The organism is Gluconobacter thailandicus F149-1 = NBRC 100600 (assembly GCF_000964465.1).
GTDB lineage: Bacteria > Pseudomonadota > Alphaproteobacteria > Acetobacterales > Acetobacteraceae > Gluconobacter > Gluconobacter thailandicus.
The window spans coordinates 47,778-66,040 of sequence record NZ_BANH01000005.1 but is presented as its reverse complement, the minus strand read 5'-3'; the positions used below and the strand labels follow the sequence as shown (position 1 = coordinate 66,040).

Here is an 18,263-nt window from a genome sequence, read left to right as displayed (position 1 = left end):
GCATGATCTGATACGGCCCGTTTCCACTGCCGAAGCGGACCGTACCCTGTTCAATTTTTCGACCCTTTTTCATACCGATCCGGTCTCTCTGTGCCTCGCAGTATTGACTGTTCCTGCCGTTCTGAAAGCGGATCGGGACAGTGTGACCGGGCAGGGCCGGATTGTTCTTCCGGCGGCGCTCGTTGCGATCCTCGCGACGTCGGCTCCAGCTATTGCCGTAGCACTTGGTGTCTGGATGACGCAGGAACGCAGGGCCTGTCCGCTCTGGTGGGCGTTACCGGCGCTTCTCTGCTCCGTGCTGATCCCTGACAGTACCGTGGCCCTTCTGGCGCTTTTTCCGGTTCTTTACTGGCCTGCGCTCAGTTCGCGCGATGGGGCACTCTTTCCGGCTCTTTCATCCCTTCTTGCCGTTGCTGTTCTCTGGCATGCAGGGGCCATCAACCCAATTTTCTGCATGGCTGGCCTCGGTGCGATGATCCTTCTTGTTTTGGGACGTTGTGCATTGTGGGGAGAGAAGCCGGGAGATCTTGGGCTGCTTCGTCCCGCCATTCTGGCAACGCTCATGATTGCAGCACAGGATGAAGGTCTGACGACGGGCGCCCGGATTGCTCTGGAAGCGTTGTTGCTGGATCTCACCCTTCTGGTTCTGTACGTCCCAGCACTTCGTCTTCTTCCAGCGCTCGCTATTCTCAGGCTGCCTTTTCCGCCGTTGCCGGGATTTATCGTGCTGTGGCTTGGAATTCATGCCGCGCTTGGTTTGGCTGCGGGTGTGCAGGGCTGGAGCGTGATCGGGGTGTTTGTTGCACTTCTGATCGGCCTGATTTCGCTTGTGGATGTTCTGACCGTTGGGCGCAGACCCGAAGCGGGTGTGTTGCCTGTTGGACCTGCTGGACCTGCTGGAGCAGTTGGTGCCATTGCTCTGGCGACCATACTGCTGCCTCTGATCGTGTTCGGGGTGTTCAGCCCGGTTCTTCATCATGTGGGGGGAGAATGGGTCTGGCCCTTCTGGTCTCTGGGTGGCGGAGATGGCGCGCATCTCAGATTGCCGGCCATTGTGCTGCTTCTCGGAGCGATCTGGCTGTGGCTGGTCAAATCATGGCGGGTGGAGCGTGGGTTGGAAAAAGCCTTTGCAGATCTGTTTTCCGGGCGGATTCAGACTGCGCAGGGCGAAACTGGCCTGTTTGAAGAGCCAGCCGCTTTGCCCTGGGTTCTCCGCCGTCTGATCGTTGGTGGACGGGGACGTGCTCGTGCCATGATGTCCCTGAAAGTCGGGAAAATGCCGGATACACGGCGGATGGCCGTTGGCCTGTGGCTTGTGCTGCTGGCTCTGGTACTGGCCGTTCTGGGGCTGACATCATGATGATGGCTGTCCTCCTTGCTGTCGCCCAGACGCTTTTCCAGTGTGTTCTGCTACTGCTTTTGACGCCTGTGGTCGCGTGGCTTCTGGAAGACCTGCCGCGCTGGATCAACGGTGAAGCTGTGTCTGGGCCTGTCCGTCATGTGCGGAGTGCAGGACTTTTCTGGCGCGCTGCGTTCCGCCAGCCTTTGGCTCCTGGGATGGCTCTTGTTCTGGCTGTTTCCCTGTTGAGCCTTGCTGTTCTGCCTGCTGTAACAACGGGAGGCGCCCTGATCTCGCTGGCCAATCCGCTGCTTGTTGGCATACTGCTTCTCGTGGGCAGGCTGATGCTGGGGCGTCCCTCCTTACGGGATGAAGGGCGGCGTGTTCTTCCCGCGGTTCTGGTGCTGTGTCTGACGGAAGCCCTGATTGCTCTGGCCGCTCCGGGCGCGGATGGTCTGGGAGGGCTTTGTGCAATGTTGCACATTGAGCCGGTACCGGGACTGGAAGGCGCCTTGGGGGCCTGCGTTCTGGCTTTGGCCATTTCGTGCCCGCCACTTCGTGAAGGCGATACGCTTCAGCGTCTGGAAGGCATGAAAGATCGGGCGGCTCGGGATATGGCGCGGCAGGTCGCTCAGGTTCTGAATTTTGTCTGGATTTTCCTGCTGGCTGATCTGGCTTTGCCCATCTCCGTCGGGTTGCCGGAGGCGGGCCTTTCCGGATGGTTCGTGGGGCTGGCGGCGCTTCTGGCGCGTATCCTGCTCGTGGTGATGGTGCTTGTGACATTGAGACTGACCGCACAGGAGCGCAGCGAACGGCTGACGGCACTGTTTGCGGGCGTGGCGCTTCTTCTGGCGCTGGCCGGGAGGTTCGCGACATGATTGTCGGGTTTGGCGTTCTGCTCCTTCTGGCACTGGCGGGTCTGGGCCGGGATGGGCGGGGATTACCGTTTTATGGTTTGGTCTGTGCGTTTGCCGGAGCGACTGTGTGTGGTGGCCTGCTGGCGTTGCTGACGTCGGTTACGTTGGTCGGGCTGAATATCGGTGCCTGGATCTGGCTGCGACGTTTTGCGCCCCATGCGCCAGATCGGGGCGCTGTATTGCCTGTGGTTGGTGCTCTTCTGCTGTTGCTGGCGCTGGGCCTGTCCGGCGCAAGTCTGGGGCTCGCGCCCGTTCTCGGGGCCGGTGTTGTTCTGATCGGGCTTTGTGGCGCGGCGTTCGGGCCGTCTCTTGTGCAGTTTACGGGCCTTCTGGTGGCGGCTGACGGTCTGATCGTCATGGCGTGTATCCTGCAATCCTGGCCGTTGTTTGCAGCGGCTGTTGCGCTTTGGGGCGTGCTGGGTGCGCTGGGCGTGACGTTACTGCCGCGTCTGGCCTGGCGCCGCGTGGAGGAAAACTGATGCATCCGCTTGCTCCGGTCGGGACATTGTTTGCCGTCACGGTCTGGCCGCTTCTGGCGGCCTTCCTCCTCATGCTCACGCCCGCAAACCGTCAGCCAGCCAGTAGCCTGACATTTGCCATTGCAGGGGCGATCATGACGCCGATTGCTGTCTGGTTGATGCCAGGGGCCGATGCGCTGGCAGCTGCCTGCTCCTGTGCCGTAGCCGTCATGCCGCTGCTGCTGCCTCCCGCAAGGGATAGAACTGGCCGCATCCTGCCCTTTCTGGTGACAGGCTGTGCGCTCATGGCGCTGAATGTCCATTCTGCTTTCGCCGTGACGGTACTGTGTGGGGCGGGGACTGTTCTGCTGGCGTGGCGGGAAGGCCGCGGGGCACAGAAAGCGGCGATTGTCTGGGACATGGCCAGGTCCCGGCTTGGGGGGGTAATTCTGGGTGTTCTGGGGGCGTCGTTGCTTTCCATGGAGCAGTCTCCGCTTGGGCCTGTTCTGCTGACAGTTGGACTTTGCATGATGGCTGGACTGGGCCCGTCGCCCGTTCCGGAGCCGGAGGCTGCTCTGCTGGATACGGGTCTGCGCTTTGCCGCGATCCTTCTGATGCTGCGGCTTGATAATCATGCGCTTGTGCATTTGCTGGTTCTGGTTGCGGGCTTCGGGACGCTCATCATGAAGATGGCAGTGCAGTCGAAAGGGCGAGGGCAGTTCCTGCCAGTTCTGGCGGCTCTTGGAGCGATTGCCGCAGCGGTTGGGGAAGGCAGTGCAATTGTCCTTCTGCTCATTACGTCGCTTGGTCTGGCTGTGCTGGAACGGGAAGGAAATGCTGACCATTACCGGAGTGTCGCCGATGGGATGGCGCCTTGGCCGGTTTTCTGTGCGCTTCTCGCGATTGGACGCTCTCTCGAGCCGCTCCTTCTTGCGCTGATGATTGTGTGCCTGTTGCCGGGATTAAGGCACGTTCGTTTTGCGGGGTTGATGCCGTCTGGTCTGGCATTGAAAGCCGGTATGGTCCCGGTGGTTGAGGCTGCTCTTCTCGTGGTCGGGCTGTGCGGGCCTCTGCTGCTGGCCTGGCATCCAACACCGGGGTGGCATCCATGAGCGAGATGGGAAGGATTATCCGGGGTGGTGAGCGCGTCGCGCTGTCTCATTATTCTCTGGACGCGGAACAGTGGGAAGCCATGCTGGCAGCGCCGGGGGCGACATTGTCGCTTCTGTCCTGCTGGGCGGATGAACACCGCGTTTATGTTCTGCTGCTTGAAGGTGATTGTCCACTCATAGCCAGCACCACAATGGAGGAGCGCCGTTATCTTGCGCCGTCATCGCGCTTCCCGGCTGCGGAATGGGGCGAGCGGGTGGCCTATGATCTGTGGGGCGTCGAGGCGATGAGCGCCTCCGGGGATGGTCAGCCTGCACTGGATGAAGGGGTGTGGGAGGCAACATGGCCGTTATCTTCCCGCCCTGGACCGGGTGGGCAGGCGGCTCGTCCTGTTGCCGGGCGTACAGTTCTCCCTGCCGAAAAGTCGGGTCTGACGGGGCCGCTGGAACTGTCTTTTGATGTTGTCCGCGGAAAAGTTCAGGGGGTCTCCGTGAATGCCGGGTTGGCGCATCGCGGTGTACTGCACCGGATGATCGGTCTGACACCTGAGGAATCCCTGCCTCTGGTGTCCCGGATGACCGCCGGAGGGTTTGTGGCGCATCCGCTTGCGTTCTGCCGGGCTGTGGCTCAGGCCCGCGGTTTGCAGCCGGGTCCGGGCGTGCGGGACTGCTGGATGATCCTGCTGGAAATCGAGCGGATGTCTGTTCACCTGTTTGACATGGCCCGCACAGCCAGATCTGTGGATGCAGGGCTTTTGGCCACACATTGCGAGCATGCACGTGAGGCGATTGCTTCCGCCTGTGCTGAACAGGGCATTTCCCGGCGACTGACAGATCTGGTGCGATGTGATGGTTTTCGCGTGGGTCTGGAGATCGTTCCGCTGGCGCAGGCGGTTGTGAGTGCGATGCAGCCACGCATGGCCCAGTTGCGGGAGCTGCAATCCGTTTTTGCCCCGCGACTGAAGGGCCTTGCTGTTCTGTCTCCGGCGCAGGCGCGGGAGTTTGCGGTTGGTGGGCTGGTGGGCAGAGCCTCGGGGCGCAGTCTGGACGTGCGTCGGAGGGAAGCCGGAATGCGACTGGATGCCCTGCGCTCGACAGGATCAAGTGAAGGTGATGGCGCGGCGAGAGATGCATTGCGCCTGACCGAGATCCGCGACTCCCTGGCTCTGATCCAGCGTATTCTCGGCAGCATCGGTATGGATGATGACGAGCCTGCGCCTGAGGCCACGCAGGAAGGCATCGGCGTTGCGGAGGGAGCCCGCGGAGATATCTGGTACTGGGTGCGCCTCAGGAATGGGAAGATTGATGCCGTTCAGGCTCGTGATCCCTCGGTGTCGTTATTGTCGGTTCTGCCTGCTGTGCTGCAAGGTGAAACGCCAGAGCGACTGCCTGCCGCTCTGCGCTCTCTGGCCCTGTCCCCATCAGGAGTGGCGATGTGAGCGTGTTTCAGAAGACCGGCCCGCTGAGTGTGCTGCATGCGTTCATTGATGCCTCGCGCTGGAGGGTCTCTCCGGAAAATGATGCACCCGCCCGAACCGGGATGATCAGCCTGTATGTGCTTGAGACTGGTGGCTGCGAAGGGTGTGCCATGGAAGTCGAGAGCCTGTGCGGCTCGGCGTTTGCCCTTGAGCGATATGGTTTCAGACGTGTGGCCGATCCGGCGGATGCGGACTGGTTGCTGGTGACGGGTGCCATGAGTCGCGCCTGCGTGCAGATGCTTGATCGCGTCTGGAAAGCCATGCCGCCGGGGAAAAGCCTGGTCGCCGTTGGGGCCTGTGCGATCGATGGTGGCCTGTTCGGGGCTGGATACGCCACGCTTGGAGGCCTCAAGGCCCTGACGCAGGTTCGCAAGACCATTCCCGGCTGTCCGCCGTCTGCGCAGGATATTCTTTCAGGTATGCAGCGGTTGGCTGGACGCTGAAAACGTCCGGCTTTTGTGTCCGGTCATGTCGCTAAAAACAGAAACATTGTTTTTTTGTGATGGGACGACTTGCCCGCAGAGGCTTTCCCGTTCAAGCAGACTGGCGCATACAGTGCGTTAATCCGTGTCTGGCTACCCGTGTCGGGAGCCATCAAAACAGTACAGGGCATGAAATGGCTGATTATCGCCTTGGTATCGATCTCGGTGGAACGAAGATCGAGATCGCAGTTCTCAATCGCCAGGGCGAGCTTGTCCTGCGTGAGCGCATTCCTAATCCGGGTGTCTATCCGGAAGCTATTCTTGCAATCCGTGATCTCGTAACGAGCGTGGACCATCGTCTGGGGGCTGTTCCAAGTCACCGCGTGTCTGCCGGTCAGAGTACGTCCACGCTGGGGATCGGTATTCCCGGGTCCATTTCTCCGGAAACGGGTCTGATCAAGAATGCCAATGCCACGTGGCTGAATGACCAGCCTTTCGGCATGGATCTGGAATCCGCTCTGGCCCGCCCGGTCCGCACCGAGAATGATGCAAACTGCTTTGCACTTTCAGAAGCGGCAGACGGGGCTGCGAAGGGTGCTCAGACAGTGTTCGGTATCATTGTCGGAACTGGCATGGGTGCGGGCATTGTGAACAATGGTCGGGTCATTGAGGGGCGGCATCACATTGCAGGTGAGTGGGGTCACCTTCCGCTTCCCTGGCCTCTGCCGGAAGATGGCGAGCCGCGCCCGTGCTTCTGTGGCAACAAAGGGTGCATGGAGCGCTATCTGTCGGGTCCAGCGCTTGCTGCGGACTGGAAAGGCGACGGCAACCGGAACACTGCGGGCATTGAAGATGCGGCTGCGAACGGGGATCAGGCTGCGATTGCAGCGCTTAATCGTTACATGGAACGCTTTGCTCGTGCATGTTCGCTGGCGATCAACTTTCTTGACCCGGACGTTATTGTTGTGGGGGGCGGCATTTCGAACCTTGCGTCGCTCTATGATCGCGTTCCGCCCCTGTTGAGCAAGCACGTCATTACGCCTGTCTGCACGACGCCGATCGTGAAGAACCTGCACGGTGACAGCTCTGGCGTTCGCGGCGCGGCATGGCTCTGGGATGTAACGGAATAAGAGTGTTTTGAAGGCCGGAGAGTGTCTTCGGCCTTATAGATTAAAAAAAAGCCGCCGGGGTCTCCGGCGGCTTTTTCTGTTTCAGGCGGTTTCTTCTTCAACCGTCTCGGACATGTCCTCGGCTGCTTTTCTTAACCGGTGATAGGACCGGCGGGAAAACGGCAGAATGGCGACATAGAACAGACCAGCCGCAGCAAGGGCTCCCCACGGGTCAGCAACGAGAACAGCGGCGTAAAGGCCGGTTCCCAGCATCAGCGGAAGCACGTAGCGGGCTGGAACCTTGAAGTTCTTGAAGGACCAGACTGGTAATGTGGAAACCAGCAGAAGTGCTGTCAGGATAAGGCAGATGGCGGAAACAATCGGCTCACGGGCGAGGGCAGCAAGACCATCGGCATGCATACGGTCCGCTTCCAGTCCCAGAAAGACTGGAAAGAGCACGATGCCTGCTCCTGCCGGAGCGGGAACACCTGTGAAGAAGTTCGCGGAATAGTCCGGCTTGTCATCGTCATCGAGGCTCGCATTAAAGCGCGCCAGACGCAGCGCCATGCAGACTGTGAACATGATGCACGGCACGAAGGCATAACGTCCGGCATCTTCAAGGCACCACATCAGCAGCACAAAAGACGGCGCAACGCCAAAGCACACGAAGTCAGACAGACTGTCGAATTCTGCGCCAAACCGTGTGGTTCCGCGCAGGAGGCGTGCAATCCGTCCGTCAAGCCCGTCGATACAGGCCGCGATGAGAAGAGCGACTGCCGCGTGGGCGAACTGGTGTTCCAGTGCAAAGCGCATCCCGCTCAGGCCAGCGCAGAGGCCAAGCATGGTCAGGATGTTGGGGATCAGCCGGTTGAAAGACGGTCCCCGCACGCGGGTGCGGGGAGTACGTCCCATACGGCGCAGTCTGCGGCGAATACGACGGCGTCGGGCTGGACGGTTGAGTTCAGCCGTCTCGGGAATGGTCATGGGCGCGGTCTGGCTCAGAGTTTCGCCAGGACGGTTTCGCCCCCGATCATGGTCTGCCCTTCAACAACGATCGGCTCAACACCAGGCGGCAGATATACGTCAGTGCGAGAGCCAAAGCGGATCAGGCCGAAACGCTCGCCAGCTTCCAGATGATCGCCTTCTTCCACGAAGCAGAGAATACGGCGGGCAATCAGGCCTGCGATCTGCACGACGCCGATATTGCGGCCGTCCGGAAGCGTCAGGCGGATTTCGTTGCGCTCGTTATGTTCGGACGCCTTGTCGAGGCTGGCATTCAGGAACTTGCCTGCATGATAGGCAATCTTCGTGACCTGCCCGGCGACTGGCATCCGGTTGATGTGGACATCCAGGACGGACAGGAACGTCGAGACGCGCCAGACTGGTGTGGTGCCCATTTCCAGAGCCGGTGGTGGCGAAACCAGAGACACGCCTGTAACACGGCCATCGGCTGAAGCCAGAACCAGGTTTGCACCCGGCGGCGGTGTGCGCTTCGGGTCACGGAAGAAGTACAGGCAGAACGCGGAGAACGCGATGCCTGCCTTGCCGAGAAGACGCGTAAAGCGCCACGGCGTCGCCCGACCGATGAGCCCGACGAGGGCGCCGGCGGCGAGGAAGGGAGTCGCGGCGCGATGCGGCGGCGACAGGACGAGCTTGAAGGACTGGATCAACGACATGGGACGCACTCTTACGGCACAGAAAGCTAGGGTCAAGAATTCGCCACAAAGAAGGCGTTTTTCAGGCAGGTTCCGCAAGCTGTCTGGGAACGGCTGTACGGGCCTTTTCTTCCATAAGTGGTAGTCCGGCATAGACATTCTTGCGCGCGACGACGATATGCACGCCCGCACAGGGATAATGCGTTATTTTTCCCACGCGCTCGGGAAGGGTGCCCGAAATTCTGGAAAGAAGCGCAGGGGGTGCCATGAGAGCGCCTGTGTGCTGCTCAATGCAGAACAGCCCCTGTTCCAGCAGACGGGTGAGTTGCGCCGTACTGAAAGGGGTACCGTGACCGAAGGGCGTTGCGTCCGTATGGGCCCAGTAGCCGGAGCGGTTCGGGACAATAAGGATCAGTTGCCCGTCATCGGTCATGACTTTCCAGATGGCACGCAGAAAATCCGGAGCCGAGCGGGTAAATTCGAGCCCATGGACGGCCAGGACCGTGTCCATCGACAGGTCATCGAAAGGCAGGCGCCCACTATCAACGAGGCAATCCTGAAGTGTCTGAGGAAAAGGTCGCTGGGTCTGTGGATGCTGGAGGCGCCCCGAAACCGCATAGCCCGCATTGGCGGGAAGATAGGGGCCGGGATAGCCTATGCCGAGCAGGCGACGTGCCCGGAGATCTGGCAATATGGCCTGCAGTCGCCGGTTCAGGAGCGCGGCGGTACGCACTCCTGTCCGGCTTTCGTAAAAGGCCGCGGCATCTTCGGAACGGGAACGTGTCAGGCGCGTCAGCATGATATGCATCTAATCAGCAAGCGAAGTTCAGGGGAACCGTCATGTCACTCGATATTCAAGCTATCCCGGTTCTGTCAGATAATTATGTCTGGCTTCTGACGGCCGGTGATGGGTCGCGCGCTGTCGTGGACCCTGGTGGGGCAGGGCCGGTGATCGACCTTCTGGGTGAAGGTCGACTGGATCTGATCCTTCTGACCCATCATCACGCGGATCATACGGGCGGGGTGAATGCTTTGCGGGAACGCTACGGGGCGAAGGTGTTCGGCCCATCCCAGAAGCCGGAATGGCTGCCTCGACTGGATCGTGGCCTTGAAGATGGAGACACGTTTTTTATTGGTGACGTGGCCGTAGAGGTTCTGCTGACGCCGGGCCACGCTGTGGGGCATCTGTCCTATGTTGTCCCGGAAGTGCCCGCGCTTTTCTGCGGGGATGTTTTGTTCAGCGCGGGATGTGGGCGTCTGCTCGAAGGGACGGCAGAGGAGCTGTTCCGGAGTCTGCATCGTTATGATGTCCTTCCAGATGATACGCTGGTTTGTGCAGGGCACGAATATACCCGCTCCAACATCGCCTTCGCGTTGCATGTTGAGCCGGACAACCCAGCCCTCAAGGCCCGGGCTGCTGAAGTCGAAACGCTTCTGGAAGCAGGGCGCCCGACTTTGCCAGTCTCTCTTGGCACCGAGCGGGCAACGAACCCGTTTCTGAGAGCATCAGATGTCGCTCGCTTTTCAGAATTGCGCCTTCAGAAAGATACCTTCTGAAGGCAACAAAAAACCCCGCCCTTGTAAGGCGGGGTTTTTTGTTCCGGGGTAGGTCAGTGATGACCGCCGAAAATGATTTTCTTGAGGAGTTCGGCTCCCACGCCAACGACGAGAACGCCGCTGGCCCAGAAAAGAACGAACCACCCGACCCGTTTCATCCACGCAACGGGGCCAGTTTTCTGATCGGGTTTTCCGTACTCGATTCTCATGGTCCGAACTCCCGGAAAATCAGTGGTAGTGATGCTCTGCCGTCACTTTTCCGCGGAACACATAATAGGAATAGATCGTGTATCCGAGGATGACCGGCAGCAGGAACATGGCACCGAACAGGACGAAAGCCTGACTGCTCGGCGGGGAAGAGGCCTGCCAGATGGTGATTGTCGGCGGCACGATATACGGCCAGACATTGATCCCCAGTCCGGAGAAGCACAGGAAGAACAGACCCAGTGTCGCGATGAACGGCAACAGGTGGGACTTACGGTTACGCAGGCCCAGGAAGAGCGCACCAGCGACAGCAACGACAGCAACCGGAACCGGCAGGACCAGAGCAAGCTGCGGCCATTCAAGCCAATGCTGCATGTAGGTCGTGTGAAGCTGCGGCGTCCATGCGGAGACGGCGACGATCGCCAGCAGCATCAGGCCAGCAAGCGCATAAGAGACGCGACGCATCGTATCCTGCAGTTCGCCTTCGCAACGCCAGATCAGCCATGTGGAGCCCAGAAGCGCGTAGCCGATGGTCACTGCGGCGCCACAGAACAGGGCAAACGGCGTGACCCAGTCTAGCGACGTTCCAACGAACACGTTGTTCTGGACGGGGATGCCCTGAACAAGCGTGCCAAGGATAACGCCCTGCATGAAGGCTGCGACAATGGAGCCGCCGCAGAAGGACGCATCCCAGAAGAACTGGGACCGGGGGGACTTCATCTTGAAACGGAACTCAAAAGAGACACCGCGAAGAATGAGAGCCAGCAGCATGAACAGGATTGGCAGGTAAAGCGCTGGCAGGATGGTGCCATACGCGACCGGAAAGACGCCATAGAGGGCGGCGCCGCCAAAGATCATCCAGGTTTCATTGCCGTCCCAGACAGGAGCGACCGTGTTGACCATGACGTTGCGGTGATCGTGATCCCGTTCCTTGAGGAACAGGACACCGATGCCGAGGTCAAAGCCGTCAAGGATGACGTAAAGGAAGATGGCAGAGGCCGCGAGAACGGCCCAGACCACGGGAAGCCAGAAAGCGGCGGTTTCGGTCATGATCGCTTACTCCGCCAGACCAGCATTGTGAGGGTGATGGGAAACCTGCGTTGTCCCGGCAGACATCTGCGGTTCGTGCTCGGACGGACCTTCTTCACCCGGATGCGGTTCCTGGGCAAAGCTGCGCAGCAGGATCGTGATGCCGCCTGCAAAGACAATGAAGTACACGATCACGAATGCAATCATGGACGTTGCCATGCTCGGCAGGGCGATCTGGGACACGCTGTCAGACGTCTTGAGCAGACCATAAACCGTGAAGGGCTGACGGCCCACCTCGGTCGTGATCCAGCCGCAGAGCAGAGCGACGAAGCCAGCCGGAGACATCCAGAGTGCGACACGATGCAGCATTGCATTGTCGTACAGGCTGCCCTTCCAGCGCAGGAAGAGAGACCACAGGCCGACCAGAACCATGAGCGAGCCAAGCGCAATCATGATGCGGAAGGAGAAGAACAGCAGCGGCGAGTACGGGCGCAGATCCTTCGGGTAGTCCTTCAGGCCCGGCACCTTGCCATCAAGGCTGTGCGTCAGGATCAGGGAACCGAGAAGCGGGATCTGGACCTTGTAGTGCGTCGTCTCGTTTTCCATGTCCGGAATACCGAACAGGATTTCCGGCGCGCGGCCTTCAGAGTCCCAGTCACCTTCCATGGCAGCGATCTTGGCAGGCTGGTATTCCAGCGTGTTCAGACCCTGCGTGTCACCCGCCAGGAACTGAACCGGAGCAACGATCGCAGCCATCCACATTGCCATGGAGAACATCAGACGAACCTGTTCGGATGCCTGACGGCCTTCACGACGGGCCTTCAGCAGATGCCAGCCAGCGACGCCAGCTACGATGAACGCGACGGACAGGAAGGCTGCCAGTCCCATGTGCACGAGGCGGAACGGGAAGGACGGGTTGAAGATGATCTGCCACCAGTTGCCCGGCAGGAAGCGGCCCGTGGCTTCATCGATGATGTAGCCCTGAGGCGTCTGCATCCAGGAGTTGGAGGCGAGAATCCACGTCATGGAGATCAGCGTACCGATCGAGACCATGCAGGTTGCGCCAAAGTGCAGCCCTTTGCCTACGCGGTTGAGGCCAAACATCATGACGCCGAGGAAGCCGGCTTCAAGGAAGAAGGCCGTCATCACTTCGTAGGCCAGCATCGGGCCAAGGATGGGGCCAGCCTTCTGCGAGAACTGGGACCAGTTGGTTCCAAACTCGTAGGACATGACCAGGCCAGACACCACACCCATCGCGAACACGACGGAGAAGATTTTCAGCCAGTATTTGAAGAGGTCCAGGTAGGCGCTGCGTCCGGTCTTGAGCCAGAGGCCTTCAAGAACCGCAAGATAGGCAGCGAGCCCGATCGAGAATGCGGGAAACACGATGTGAAACCCGACTGTAAACGCGAACTGGAATCGCGCGAGAAATAAAGCCGACAGGCCGAACATTGCGATTGTGCCTTCTGCTTGGACGACGGACCGCAGAACCAGTCCGGAAGGACCCGTCAGCTACGTTCACGCCTTAGAAGTCAGGAAAAGAGCGAAGATCACGCGCGCCGCACCGCACACATGACCCGGACCTGAGCTCTGAAAGCCGCAGCACAACGAAAGTTTTCGCGAAGGCCACGATTTTGACAAAGATCAAGACATGTCCCCGCGTCTACTCTCGCGAATGTGATCCGTCAATTTTGTGTGTGGAAATATTTTGCAGAAACGCGTCCAGAGACAATGGGAATTGCCCCTGAATGACCGGAACATCAAAGACTAGCGGCAGGTCATTGCGTAGCGCGGGCGAAGGCTCTGCGTGCAGGACACGTTCAAGGATGGCCTGCAGATCTGGTGCCAGCGAGGTTCGGACGGACGTCGTGTTCAGAAGCTGTTCTGCCGCATCATGCCAGTTGAGCAGGCTAAAGGTGAGGTGGCCGGTGAAGGCTGGCAATTCGAGCATTCCAGAGGAGGACAGGCGACTGGCATGATGATCTGGGCCGAATGAGACAGCCGCTGTCTGGAGCAGCAGCCGGTCATATCCCTCCAGTGAAAAGAAGGGTGTTACATCTTTTCGGGTCGAGGATGTCAGGGCTGCTACGAGCCGGGCGTCTCGTAAAGCGAGCTTGAGTGGATCGAGTGCTGGCGAACGCAGTGTTCGGGCAGACAGTTCGAGGCCTAGGCGTGTTGCATCGTGAGGGGCGTCAGGGGCTGTGAACAGGCGTCCGGAGAATTCTGTGACCGAAATTGACTGATCCAGAGAGGGTGTTGTCAGAGCGATCTGGGCAGAGGGGGCTTTGAACGTTGTTTCGTGGTCTGTGGAAAAACGCAGATGCAGATTCTGAGACAGAATCGTCATTTGGACGGTTTGGGAGATGAAACGTGCTGCGTGGGGCCCAGGCAGAAATACCGGAAAGCCTGTTCGTATCAGTTCCAGCCATGAGCCCCCCACGCGAAGGGCTTTTCCGCTCCAGCCAGCTTCAAACGGAGCCGAAATAGAGCGGTCATGACGCAGGTGTGGGAAGGCCAGTGTGACCCATGCGCCGAATGGCCAGCCACCATGAGTGATCTGTTCAACCGTCGTGGCCCATCCGGCGGCCTGAAGTTCTGCGCGACGGGCTTCGATTCCTGTCTCGATCGTATGGGTTGTACGCCACCACAGCAGGGTGTCCACAAACAGGAGGCCTGTGACGATACCGGCCATCACAAGTCCCGTCTTAAGGTAACGGACAGTATTGAGAGAAAAGGTCACTGAGCCTGTCTTTGTGAGGGCGGATATAAATCTGGTTTCTGACGGCTCTATTTTATCCCCAAAACGGCAGTGAGGGAAAAATTGCTGCCGGGCGAAAGAGCTTTCTATCAGTGTGACAGAAAAAAGGCAGAGGTAAGCCTGTCGAAAAGCCCGGAAAACCGCAGGAAAACGGGCTTTTTATACTGGTGTTGGAAACTGAAGGGTTTCTGCGTAATTCCTGCGGTGCCCAAGTGTGAAATATCATCAACTCTCAAGATGAGCTGAAGCGTTTCTCACTCCACAGAGTTATCCACAGGATCGCGCGGTAATGCATGAGTTGCGCACAGTTCGTCCCACGCTTCTTCCAGCGCTGCAGTGAAGGCGCCGCGTCCTTGTGTTGCAGGGAGTGGCTTGCCGATGACGACCTTCAGGACTCCCGGTTGTTTGTGCCAGGGAGAGCGGTCCCAGAAGAGGCCGGAATTGGTTGCGACCGGGACGACCGGCACATTGGCCTGCCGGGCAAGAGCGATGATGCCGGGCTGAATGGGATGGCGCTCACCCGGCAGGGTTCTTGTCCCTTCAGGGAAGATGACAATCTGTCGGTTTGCCGCGTGGGCGTCTGCACTGTCCTTCATCATGGTGCGGAGGGCTTTGGAGCCATCGCTGCGCCTGACCGGGATCATGCCCGCAAGGACGAGCATGGGGCCAACCAGCGGAATTTTCGTAAGTTCGTGCTTGATGATGTAGGTCGGCAGAGGAACCAGATTCATCCAGACAAATCCATCGAAGAAGGATTGATGCTGCGATGCGATGAGGCTCGGGCCTGCGGGAATATTGTCCTGCCCGCTGATTTCAATGCGGACGGAGCAGAGGCGTGAGAAGCCGACCAGAACGGCCCGGGACCAGAGCTTGGCGTAGCTTAGAGCCAGATCCTTCCGTCCGAGCAAACGGATCGGCAGAGCGCCCAGACCCATGATCAGGGTAAGGATCAGAAAGTACAGATTGAACAGCAGGCCGCGGAATATGCTCATGATGCTGTGTGCTCACCAGAAAATGGCGCATTAGACAAGAGGCGTCAGTGCGCGGTCAGGCCGGCATTTCCGTCTGGTAGCCCCGTAAGGTTGCCGAGTTCGGCTCCAAGAAGTTTGAGATATTCCCGAACCAGAAGGTGAAGCGTCTGGCGCGTTAAAGGTGCCTCAAGAGCGGGCGGCAGGACAGGGTAAGGAACAAGGTCCAGTTCCGGAGCTGTACGATGCAGTTCCACGATGGCGCGTCGGATATGATAGCCGGCTGTTACGACAAGCAGACTGTGAAGCTTGTGATCCCGGGCCCATGTTGTGATTTCGTAGGCATTTCCGATCGTGCTGACAGCCCGACGCCCCAGTGTGATTCTGGCTTCCATATCCTGTGACAGGGACTGTTTCTGCAGCTTCATCAGTTGATCAAGGGTGACGTGCGGACCCACTCCGGAAATGAGCAGGAGTTGTCCGTAGCCTCCGTTGAGGAGGGTTATGGAGGTTTCGATCCGTGATTGGCCGCCTGTCAGGGTCACAATCCCGTCGCAGACAGTCGCAACATGCGGAGGCTGACGGGAATCATGGATGAACCACGCCAGCCCGAGTGTCCACAGAAGAGCGACCAGCAACAGAACGGAAAAAATGGCTCTCACGGCAGCCGTCTCAGCCAGACGAGGACCACGCCCTGGGCCGTGAGCCATCCGAGACAGGCGGCGATGAGGGGAAGTGCTCCGAGTTCCTTCAAAAGGGAGGACGGCAGGATGCTCAGGGTCGTCCACCATCCATCAAGCGTGGTTGGAAAGGTTGCCGGGAGTGCCGACTGGTGTGCGAAAGGGGAAAGCGTCGTTGCGAGGGAAGTTGTCAGCGGAGTGAGAAGAATCAGTCCCGCGATACCTCCGAGAAAGCTGAGGAGTGCGGCGCGTCCTGCAATGTGGCTTGAGATTGTGAGGTCTGCCGCACCAAGTGAATGAACGATGTCCACGGCCCGTTTCTGAGCCGCTACAGAACGGCGCACCGTAATGCCAATGGAAAGGATGACAATGGCTGCGATCAGAATCACGGCCAGCCATGCGCAGCCCGTGAGACTGGTGCCAAGGCGCTCGAGTCTCTGCCCCCATTGAAGGTCTTCCTGAACGATGGCTTCTGGAAGTGCGTCGTGGACTGTTGCGGTGAGGTCGGTTCCGGGGGCGTGGGCCACGATCAGGACCTGGGGCAACGACAGTCCGGGTAATCCTTTGTGAGATCCAACAGGCTGTCCCAGCCAGGGGGCGAGAAGATCCTGAACCTTGTCTGTCGAGAGTTTCTGGATGTTCGTTACCCCGTCTAGTGCTTTCAGGGCATGGACAAGGGCGTCCGTCCGGTCAGGCGCATTCGGGATGTCCGTCGGAATTTCGATGGTTGCAGCACTGCGCGCGGCCTGTGACCAGCCTGCGGCCAGGGATTGAATACCGCTCAGACCTGCGAGGGCCAGGCCGGCCAGAAGGGTCATGAGAGCAACAAGAAGCGGTAGGCTGCCGGAGCGCAGGCCGGGGGAGACGCGGCGGCTCAAGGGGCGACAGCCTGCGGATCAAGGGTGCCGTCGCGGAGCATGATCGACTGCGCGGGGGCTTCCCGCACCAGAGATTCGTTATGTGTTGCGACGATCACGGTTGTACCGAGATCAATCAGTTCCTGGAATGTGGAGAGCAGGCGTCTGGCCTGAGACTCTTCAAGAGCGTTTGTGGGTTCATCCGCCAGAAGTATGTCAGGGCGCCCGATCAGGGCGCGGGCGATCGCAACGCGCTGTTGCTCTCCACCTGACAGGATGGTGGGGCGGGAATGAGCATAAGCGGCAACGTCCAGCCACTCCAGAACGGAGAAAACCTCCTGCCGGATCTCGCGCTCAGATCGGCCCCTTAAGCGCAACGGAAGGGCGACATTGTCAAAGACGGTCCATTCACCAATCAGGCGGTAGTCCTGCGGCACAAATCCGATGCGTCTTCTCAGATTCCGCAATGCGCCCCGGCTTGCTCCTGTTACGGATGTCCCGAGAATGTCCATCTGGCCGGACGCCGGGCGTGCTCCGAGTGTCAGAAGGCGAAGAAGGCTGGATTTGCCTGCCCCCGATGGTCCCAGCAGCCAGCGGAACTCTCCCTGTGGAATGCTCAGGGTCATGCCGTGCAGAACGGGTTGCCCAACGCCAGCGGGTTTCAGAGACACATCTCGAAGGCGGATCATGAATGGGCGCTCAGAGGTATTGCAGGCACATTAACCATTTATTAACGGTAACCCCTTCATATGGGCAAGCCAGTTCAGATCAGGCTGATGTCGGTGTGGCCTGATTTTTGAAGGATACTGTGATGCGTCTTGAATGTCCCCACTGTCATGCGGTTTTTGAAGTGCCTCAGGCACTTTTGGACCATGCGCGCCGGTTGCGCTGCGCAAATTGTGGGGAAAGCTGGGATGCGGAGGCTTCAGCCGCCATGCCTGATGAGGAAGGGCATGGTGTGGAGGATGCTGTGGCCTCTCTCGCAGAGCCGGATGAAGGAACTGAACCTGGCGCAGGACCTCTGAAGCAACAGTCAGCAGGTGTGTGCAGTCTGGCAGCAAGGGAAATTGAGCGTCGTCAGTCCGTCCTGCATTCCCGTGCACCGGTTGGACCGGTCGCTGCATCAGAAGCGCCGGTTCGTCACATGATTGGAAGCACGGGAAGCTGGTTGGCTGCATGGGGCGTCAGCCTTGTCATGGTCGGGTGTGGTGCCGTTGCCGTATGGCACTGGAAAGCGGGGGAAGTGAGCCATCTGTGGCCAGGTGTCGGCCATTTTGTTTCCCCCTGACCTTTCTCACATGTTGCGGGCAGCCAGTGCGGACAGCGTGGCACCGATAGCGGCGAGACCCATGAGCAGAAAGCCGTCGAACATCAGCGAACCGGGCGTCAGCAGGTGGCTGCCGATCTGAAGATGCGTTGGCAGCGTACCGGCGACATGATTCATGATGTCCTTCGCCTGCGGGTCGGCGCTGGCTGCACTTGTCGTGATGGCGCTGACGATATGCGGCAGGATGTACCAGCCCAGACCCAGGATCAGCAGCAGCGGAGCCAGAAGTTCGGCCACCTGCTGGGCGAAATAGAACATGAAATAGCAGACGGACCAGATGCCAGTCCGGATCAGGGCCCCGGTTGAAAGAGGGGCACTTTCCCCGCTACGGGTGTTGAGCAGGCGGTCCGTAATGTTGCAGGAGGGCTGAATGTCCATAGATACGGCTTCCACTGG

At 59.4% G+C, this 18,263-nt stretch carries 21 protein-coding genes; 9 read left to right on the top strand and 12 right to left on the bottom strand.

The window, feature by feature from the left end; translation table 11 throughout:
- The first annotated feature begins 103 nt into the window (after positions 1-103).
- The 7 genes from B7444_RS01500 (at position 104) to B7444_RS01470 (ending at position 6,853) form a co-directional block, all read left to right on the top strand.
- Positions 104-1,360 carry a hypothetical protein gene (locus tag B7444_RS01500; RefSeq protein WP_007282815.1) on the top strand — a complete coding sequence of 419 codons (1,257 nt, stop codon included), beginning with the start codon at positions 104-106 and terminating at the stop codon, positions 1,358-1,360.
- Positions 1,357-2,217 carry a hypothetical protein gene (locus B7444_RS01495; protein WP_007282816.1) on the top strand — a complete coding sequence of 287 codons (861 nt, stop codon included), beginning with the start codon at positions 1,357-1,359 and terminating at the stop codon, positions 2,215-2,217. Before B7444_RS01500 ends, B7444_RS01495 begins: the two co-directional genes overlap by 4 nt.
- Complete coding sequence (locus B7444_RS01490) at positions 2,214-2,735, top strand: hypothetical protein (RefSeq protein ID WP_007282817.1); 522 nt, start codon at positions 2,214-2,216, stop codon at positions 2,733-2,735. The genes B7444_RS01495 and B7444_RS01490 overlap by 4 nt, the downstream gene beginning before the upstream one ends.
- Positions 2,735-3,826 (top strand): hypothetical protein, encoded by a 1,092-nt coding sequence (locus B7444_RS01485; protein WP_007282818.1) that lies wholly within the window; start codon positions 2,735-2,737, stop codon positions 3,824-3,826. The genes B7444_RS01490 and B7444_RS01485 overlap by 1 nt, the downstream gene beginning before the upstream one ends.
- Positions 3,823-5,262 carry an NADH-quinone oxidoreductase subunit D-related protein gene (locus B7444_RS01480; protein WP_016738079.1) on the top strand — a complete coding sequence of 480 codons (1,440 nt, stop codon included), beginning with the start codon at positions 3,823-3,825 and terminating at the stop codon, positions 5,260-5,262. The genes B7444_RS01485 and B7444_RS01480 overlap by 4 nt, the downstream gene beginning before the upstream one ends.
- Positions 5,259-5,744: an NADH-quinone oxidoreductase subunit B family protein gene (locus tag B7444_RS01475; protein ID WP_016738078.1), complete on the top strand. Its 486-nt coding sequence runs from the start codon at positions 5,259-5,261 to the stop codon at positions 5,742-5,744. Before B7444_RS01480 ends, B7444_RS01475 begins: the two co-directional genes overlap by 4 nt.
- 173 nt (positions 5,745-5,917) lie before the next feature.
- Entirely contained in the window at positions 5,918-6,853 is a 936-nt protein-coding gene (locus B7444_RS01470; RefSeq protein WP_007282821.1) for an ROK family protein, read from the top strand.
- Positions 6,854-6,934: 81 nt separating this feature from the next.
- On the opposite strand, the gene B7444_RS01465 is transcribed toward B7444_RS01470, so the two are convergent.
- The 3 genes from B7444_RS01465 to B7444_RS01455 form a co-directional block, all read right to left on the bottom strand.
- Entirely contained in the window at positions 6,935-7,816 is an 882-nt protein-coding gene (locus B7444_RS01465) for a CDP-alcohol phosphatidyltransferase family protein (protein WP_007282822.1), read from the bottom strand.
- A 14-nt stretch (positions 7,817-7,830) separates the two neighbouring features.
- A complete protein-coding gene (locus B7444_RS01460) occupies positions 7,831-8,508 on the bottom strand; it encodes a phosphatidylserine decarboxylase (RefSeq protein ID WP_007282823.1) in 678 nt (225 codons plus the stop codon).
- Between the two features lie 61 nt (positions 8,509-8,569).
- Positions 8,570-9,286, bottom strand: coding sequence for a class I SAM-dependent methyltransferase (locus B7444_RS01455; protein WP_224777761.1), 717 nt, complete (start codon positions 9,284-9,286; stop codon positions 8,570-8,572).
- A 41-nt stretch (positions 9,287-9,327) separates the two neighbouring features.
- Here B7444_RS01455 and gloB point away from each other — a divergent pair, with 41 nt between their 5' ends.
- Positions 9,328-10,044 carry a hydroxyacylglutathione hydrolase gene (gloB, locus tag B7444_RS01450; protein ID WP_007282825.1) on the top strand — a complete coding sequence of 239 codons (717 nt, stop codon included), beginning with the start codon at positions 9,328-9,330 and terminating at the stop codon, positions 10,042-10,044.
- 53 nt (positions 10,045-10,097) lie between these two features.
- Here gloB and B7444_RS16290 read toward each other — a convergent pair whose 3' ends face one another.
- From B7444_RS16290 to B7444_RS01415, 8 genes are all read right to left on the bottom strand, one after another.
- A complete protein-coding gene (locus tag B7444_RS16290; protein ID WP_007282826.1) occupies positions 10,098-10,253 on the bottom strand; it encodes a hypothetical protein in 156 nt (51 codons plus the stop codon).
- Positions 10,254-10,272: 19 nt separating this feature from the next.
- The gene (gene cydB / locus B7444_RS01445) at positions 10,273-11,298 is read right to left on the bottom strand and encodes a cytochrome d ubiquinol oxidase subunit II (protein WP_007282827.1); all 1,026 of its coding nucleotides are present in this window, start codon (positions 11,296-11,298) and stop codon (positions 10,273-10,275) included.
- A 6-nt stretch (positions 11,299-11,304) separates the two neighbouring features.
- Positions 11,305-12,729, bottom strand: a complete 1,425-nt coding sequence (locus B7444_RS01440; RefSeq protein WP_007282828.1) for a cytochrome ubiquinol oxidase subunit I — start codon at positions 12,727-12,729, stop codon at positions 11,305-11,307.
- A 211-nt stretch (positions 12,730-12,940) separates the two neighbouring features.
- Entirely contained in the window at positions 12,941-14,017 is a 1,077-nt protein-coding gene (locus B7444_RS01435) for a DUF2125 domain-containing protein (RefSeq protein ID WP_231502766.1), read from the bottom strand.
- A 272-nt stretch (positions 14,018-14,289) separates the two neighbouring features.
- On the bottom strand, positions 14,290-15,027 hold the full coding sequence (locus B7444_RS01430) for a lysophospholipid acyltransferase family protein (protein ID WP_007282831.1): 738 nt from the start codon (positions 15,025-15,027) through the stop codon (positions 14,290-14,292).
- Positions 15,028-15,071: 44 nt separating this feature from the next.
- Complete coding sequence (locus B7444_RS01425; RefSeq protein WP_007282832.1) at positions 15,072-15,665, bottom strand: YdcF family protein; 594 nt, start codon at positions 15,663-15,665, stop codon at positions 15,072-15,074.
- Positions 15,662-16,561: a cell division protein FtsX gene (locus B7444_RS01420; protein ID WP_007282833.1), complete on the bottom strand. Its 900-nt coding sequence runs from the start codon at positions 16,559-16,561 to the stop codon at positions 15,662-15,664. The genes B7444_RS01425 and B7444_RS01420 overlap by 4 nt, the downstream gene beginning before the upstream one ends.
- Entirely contained in the window at positions 16,558-17,229 is a 672-nt protein-coding gene (locus B7444_RS01415) for a cell division ATP-binding protein FtsE (RefSeq protein WP_007282834.1), read from the bottom strand. The genes B7444_RS01420 and B7444_RS01415 overlap by 4 nt, the downstream gene beginning before the upstream one ends.
- A 122-nt stretch (positions 17,230-17,351) precedes the next feature.
- Here B7444_RS01415 and B7444_RS01410 point away from each other — a divergent pair, with 122 nt between their 5' ends.
- Positions 17,352-17,828 carry a zinc-ribbon domain-containing protein gene (locus B7444_RS01410; protein WP_007282835.1) on the top strand — a complete coding sequence of 159 codons (477 nt, stop codon included), beginning with the start codon at positions 17,352-17,354 and terminating at the stop codon, positions 17,826-17,828.
- 6 nt (positions 17,829-17,834) lie between these two features.
- Here B7444_RS01410 and B7444_RS01405 read toward each other — a convergent pair whose 3' ends face one another.
- Positions 17,835-18,245, bottom strand: a complete 411-nt coding sequence (locus B7444_RS01405; RefSeq protein WP_007282836.1) for a hypothetical protein — start codon at positions 18,243-18,245, stop codon at positions 17,835-17,837.
- Positions 18,246-18,263 lie beyond the last annotated feature (18 nt).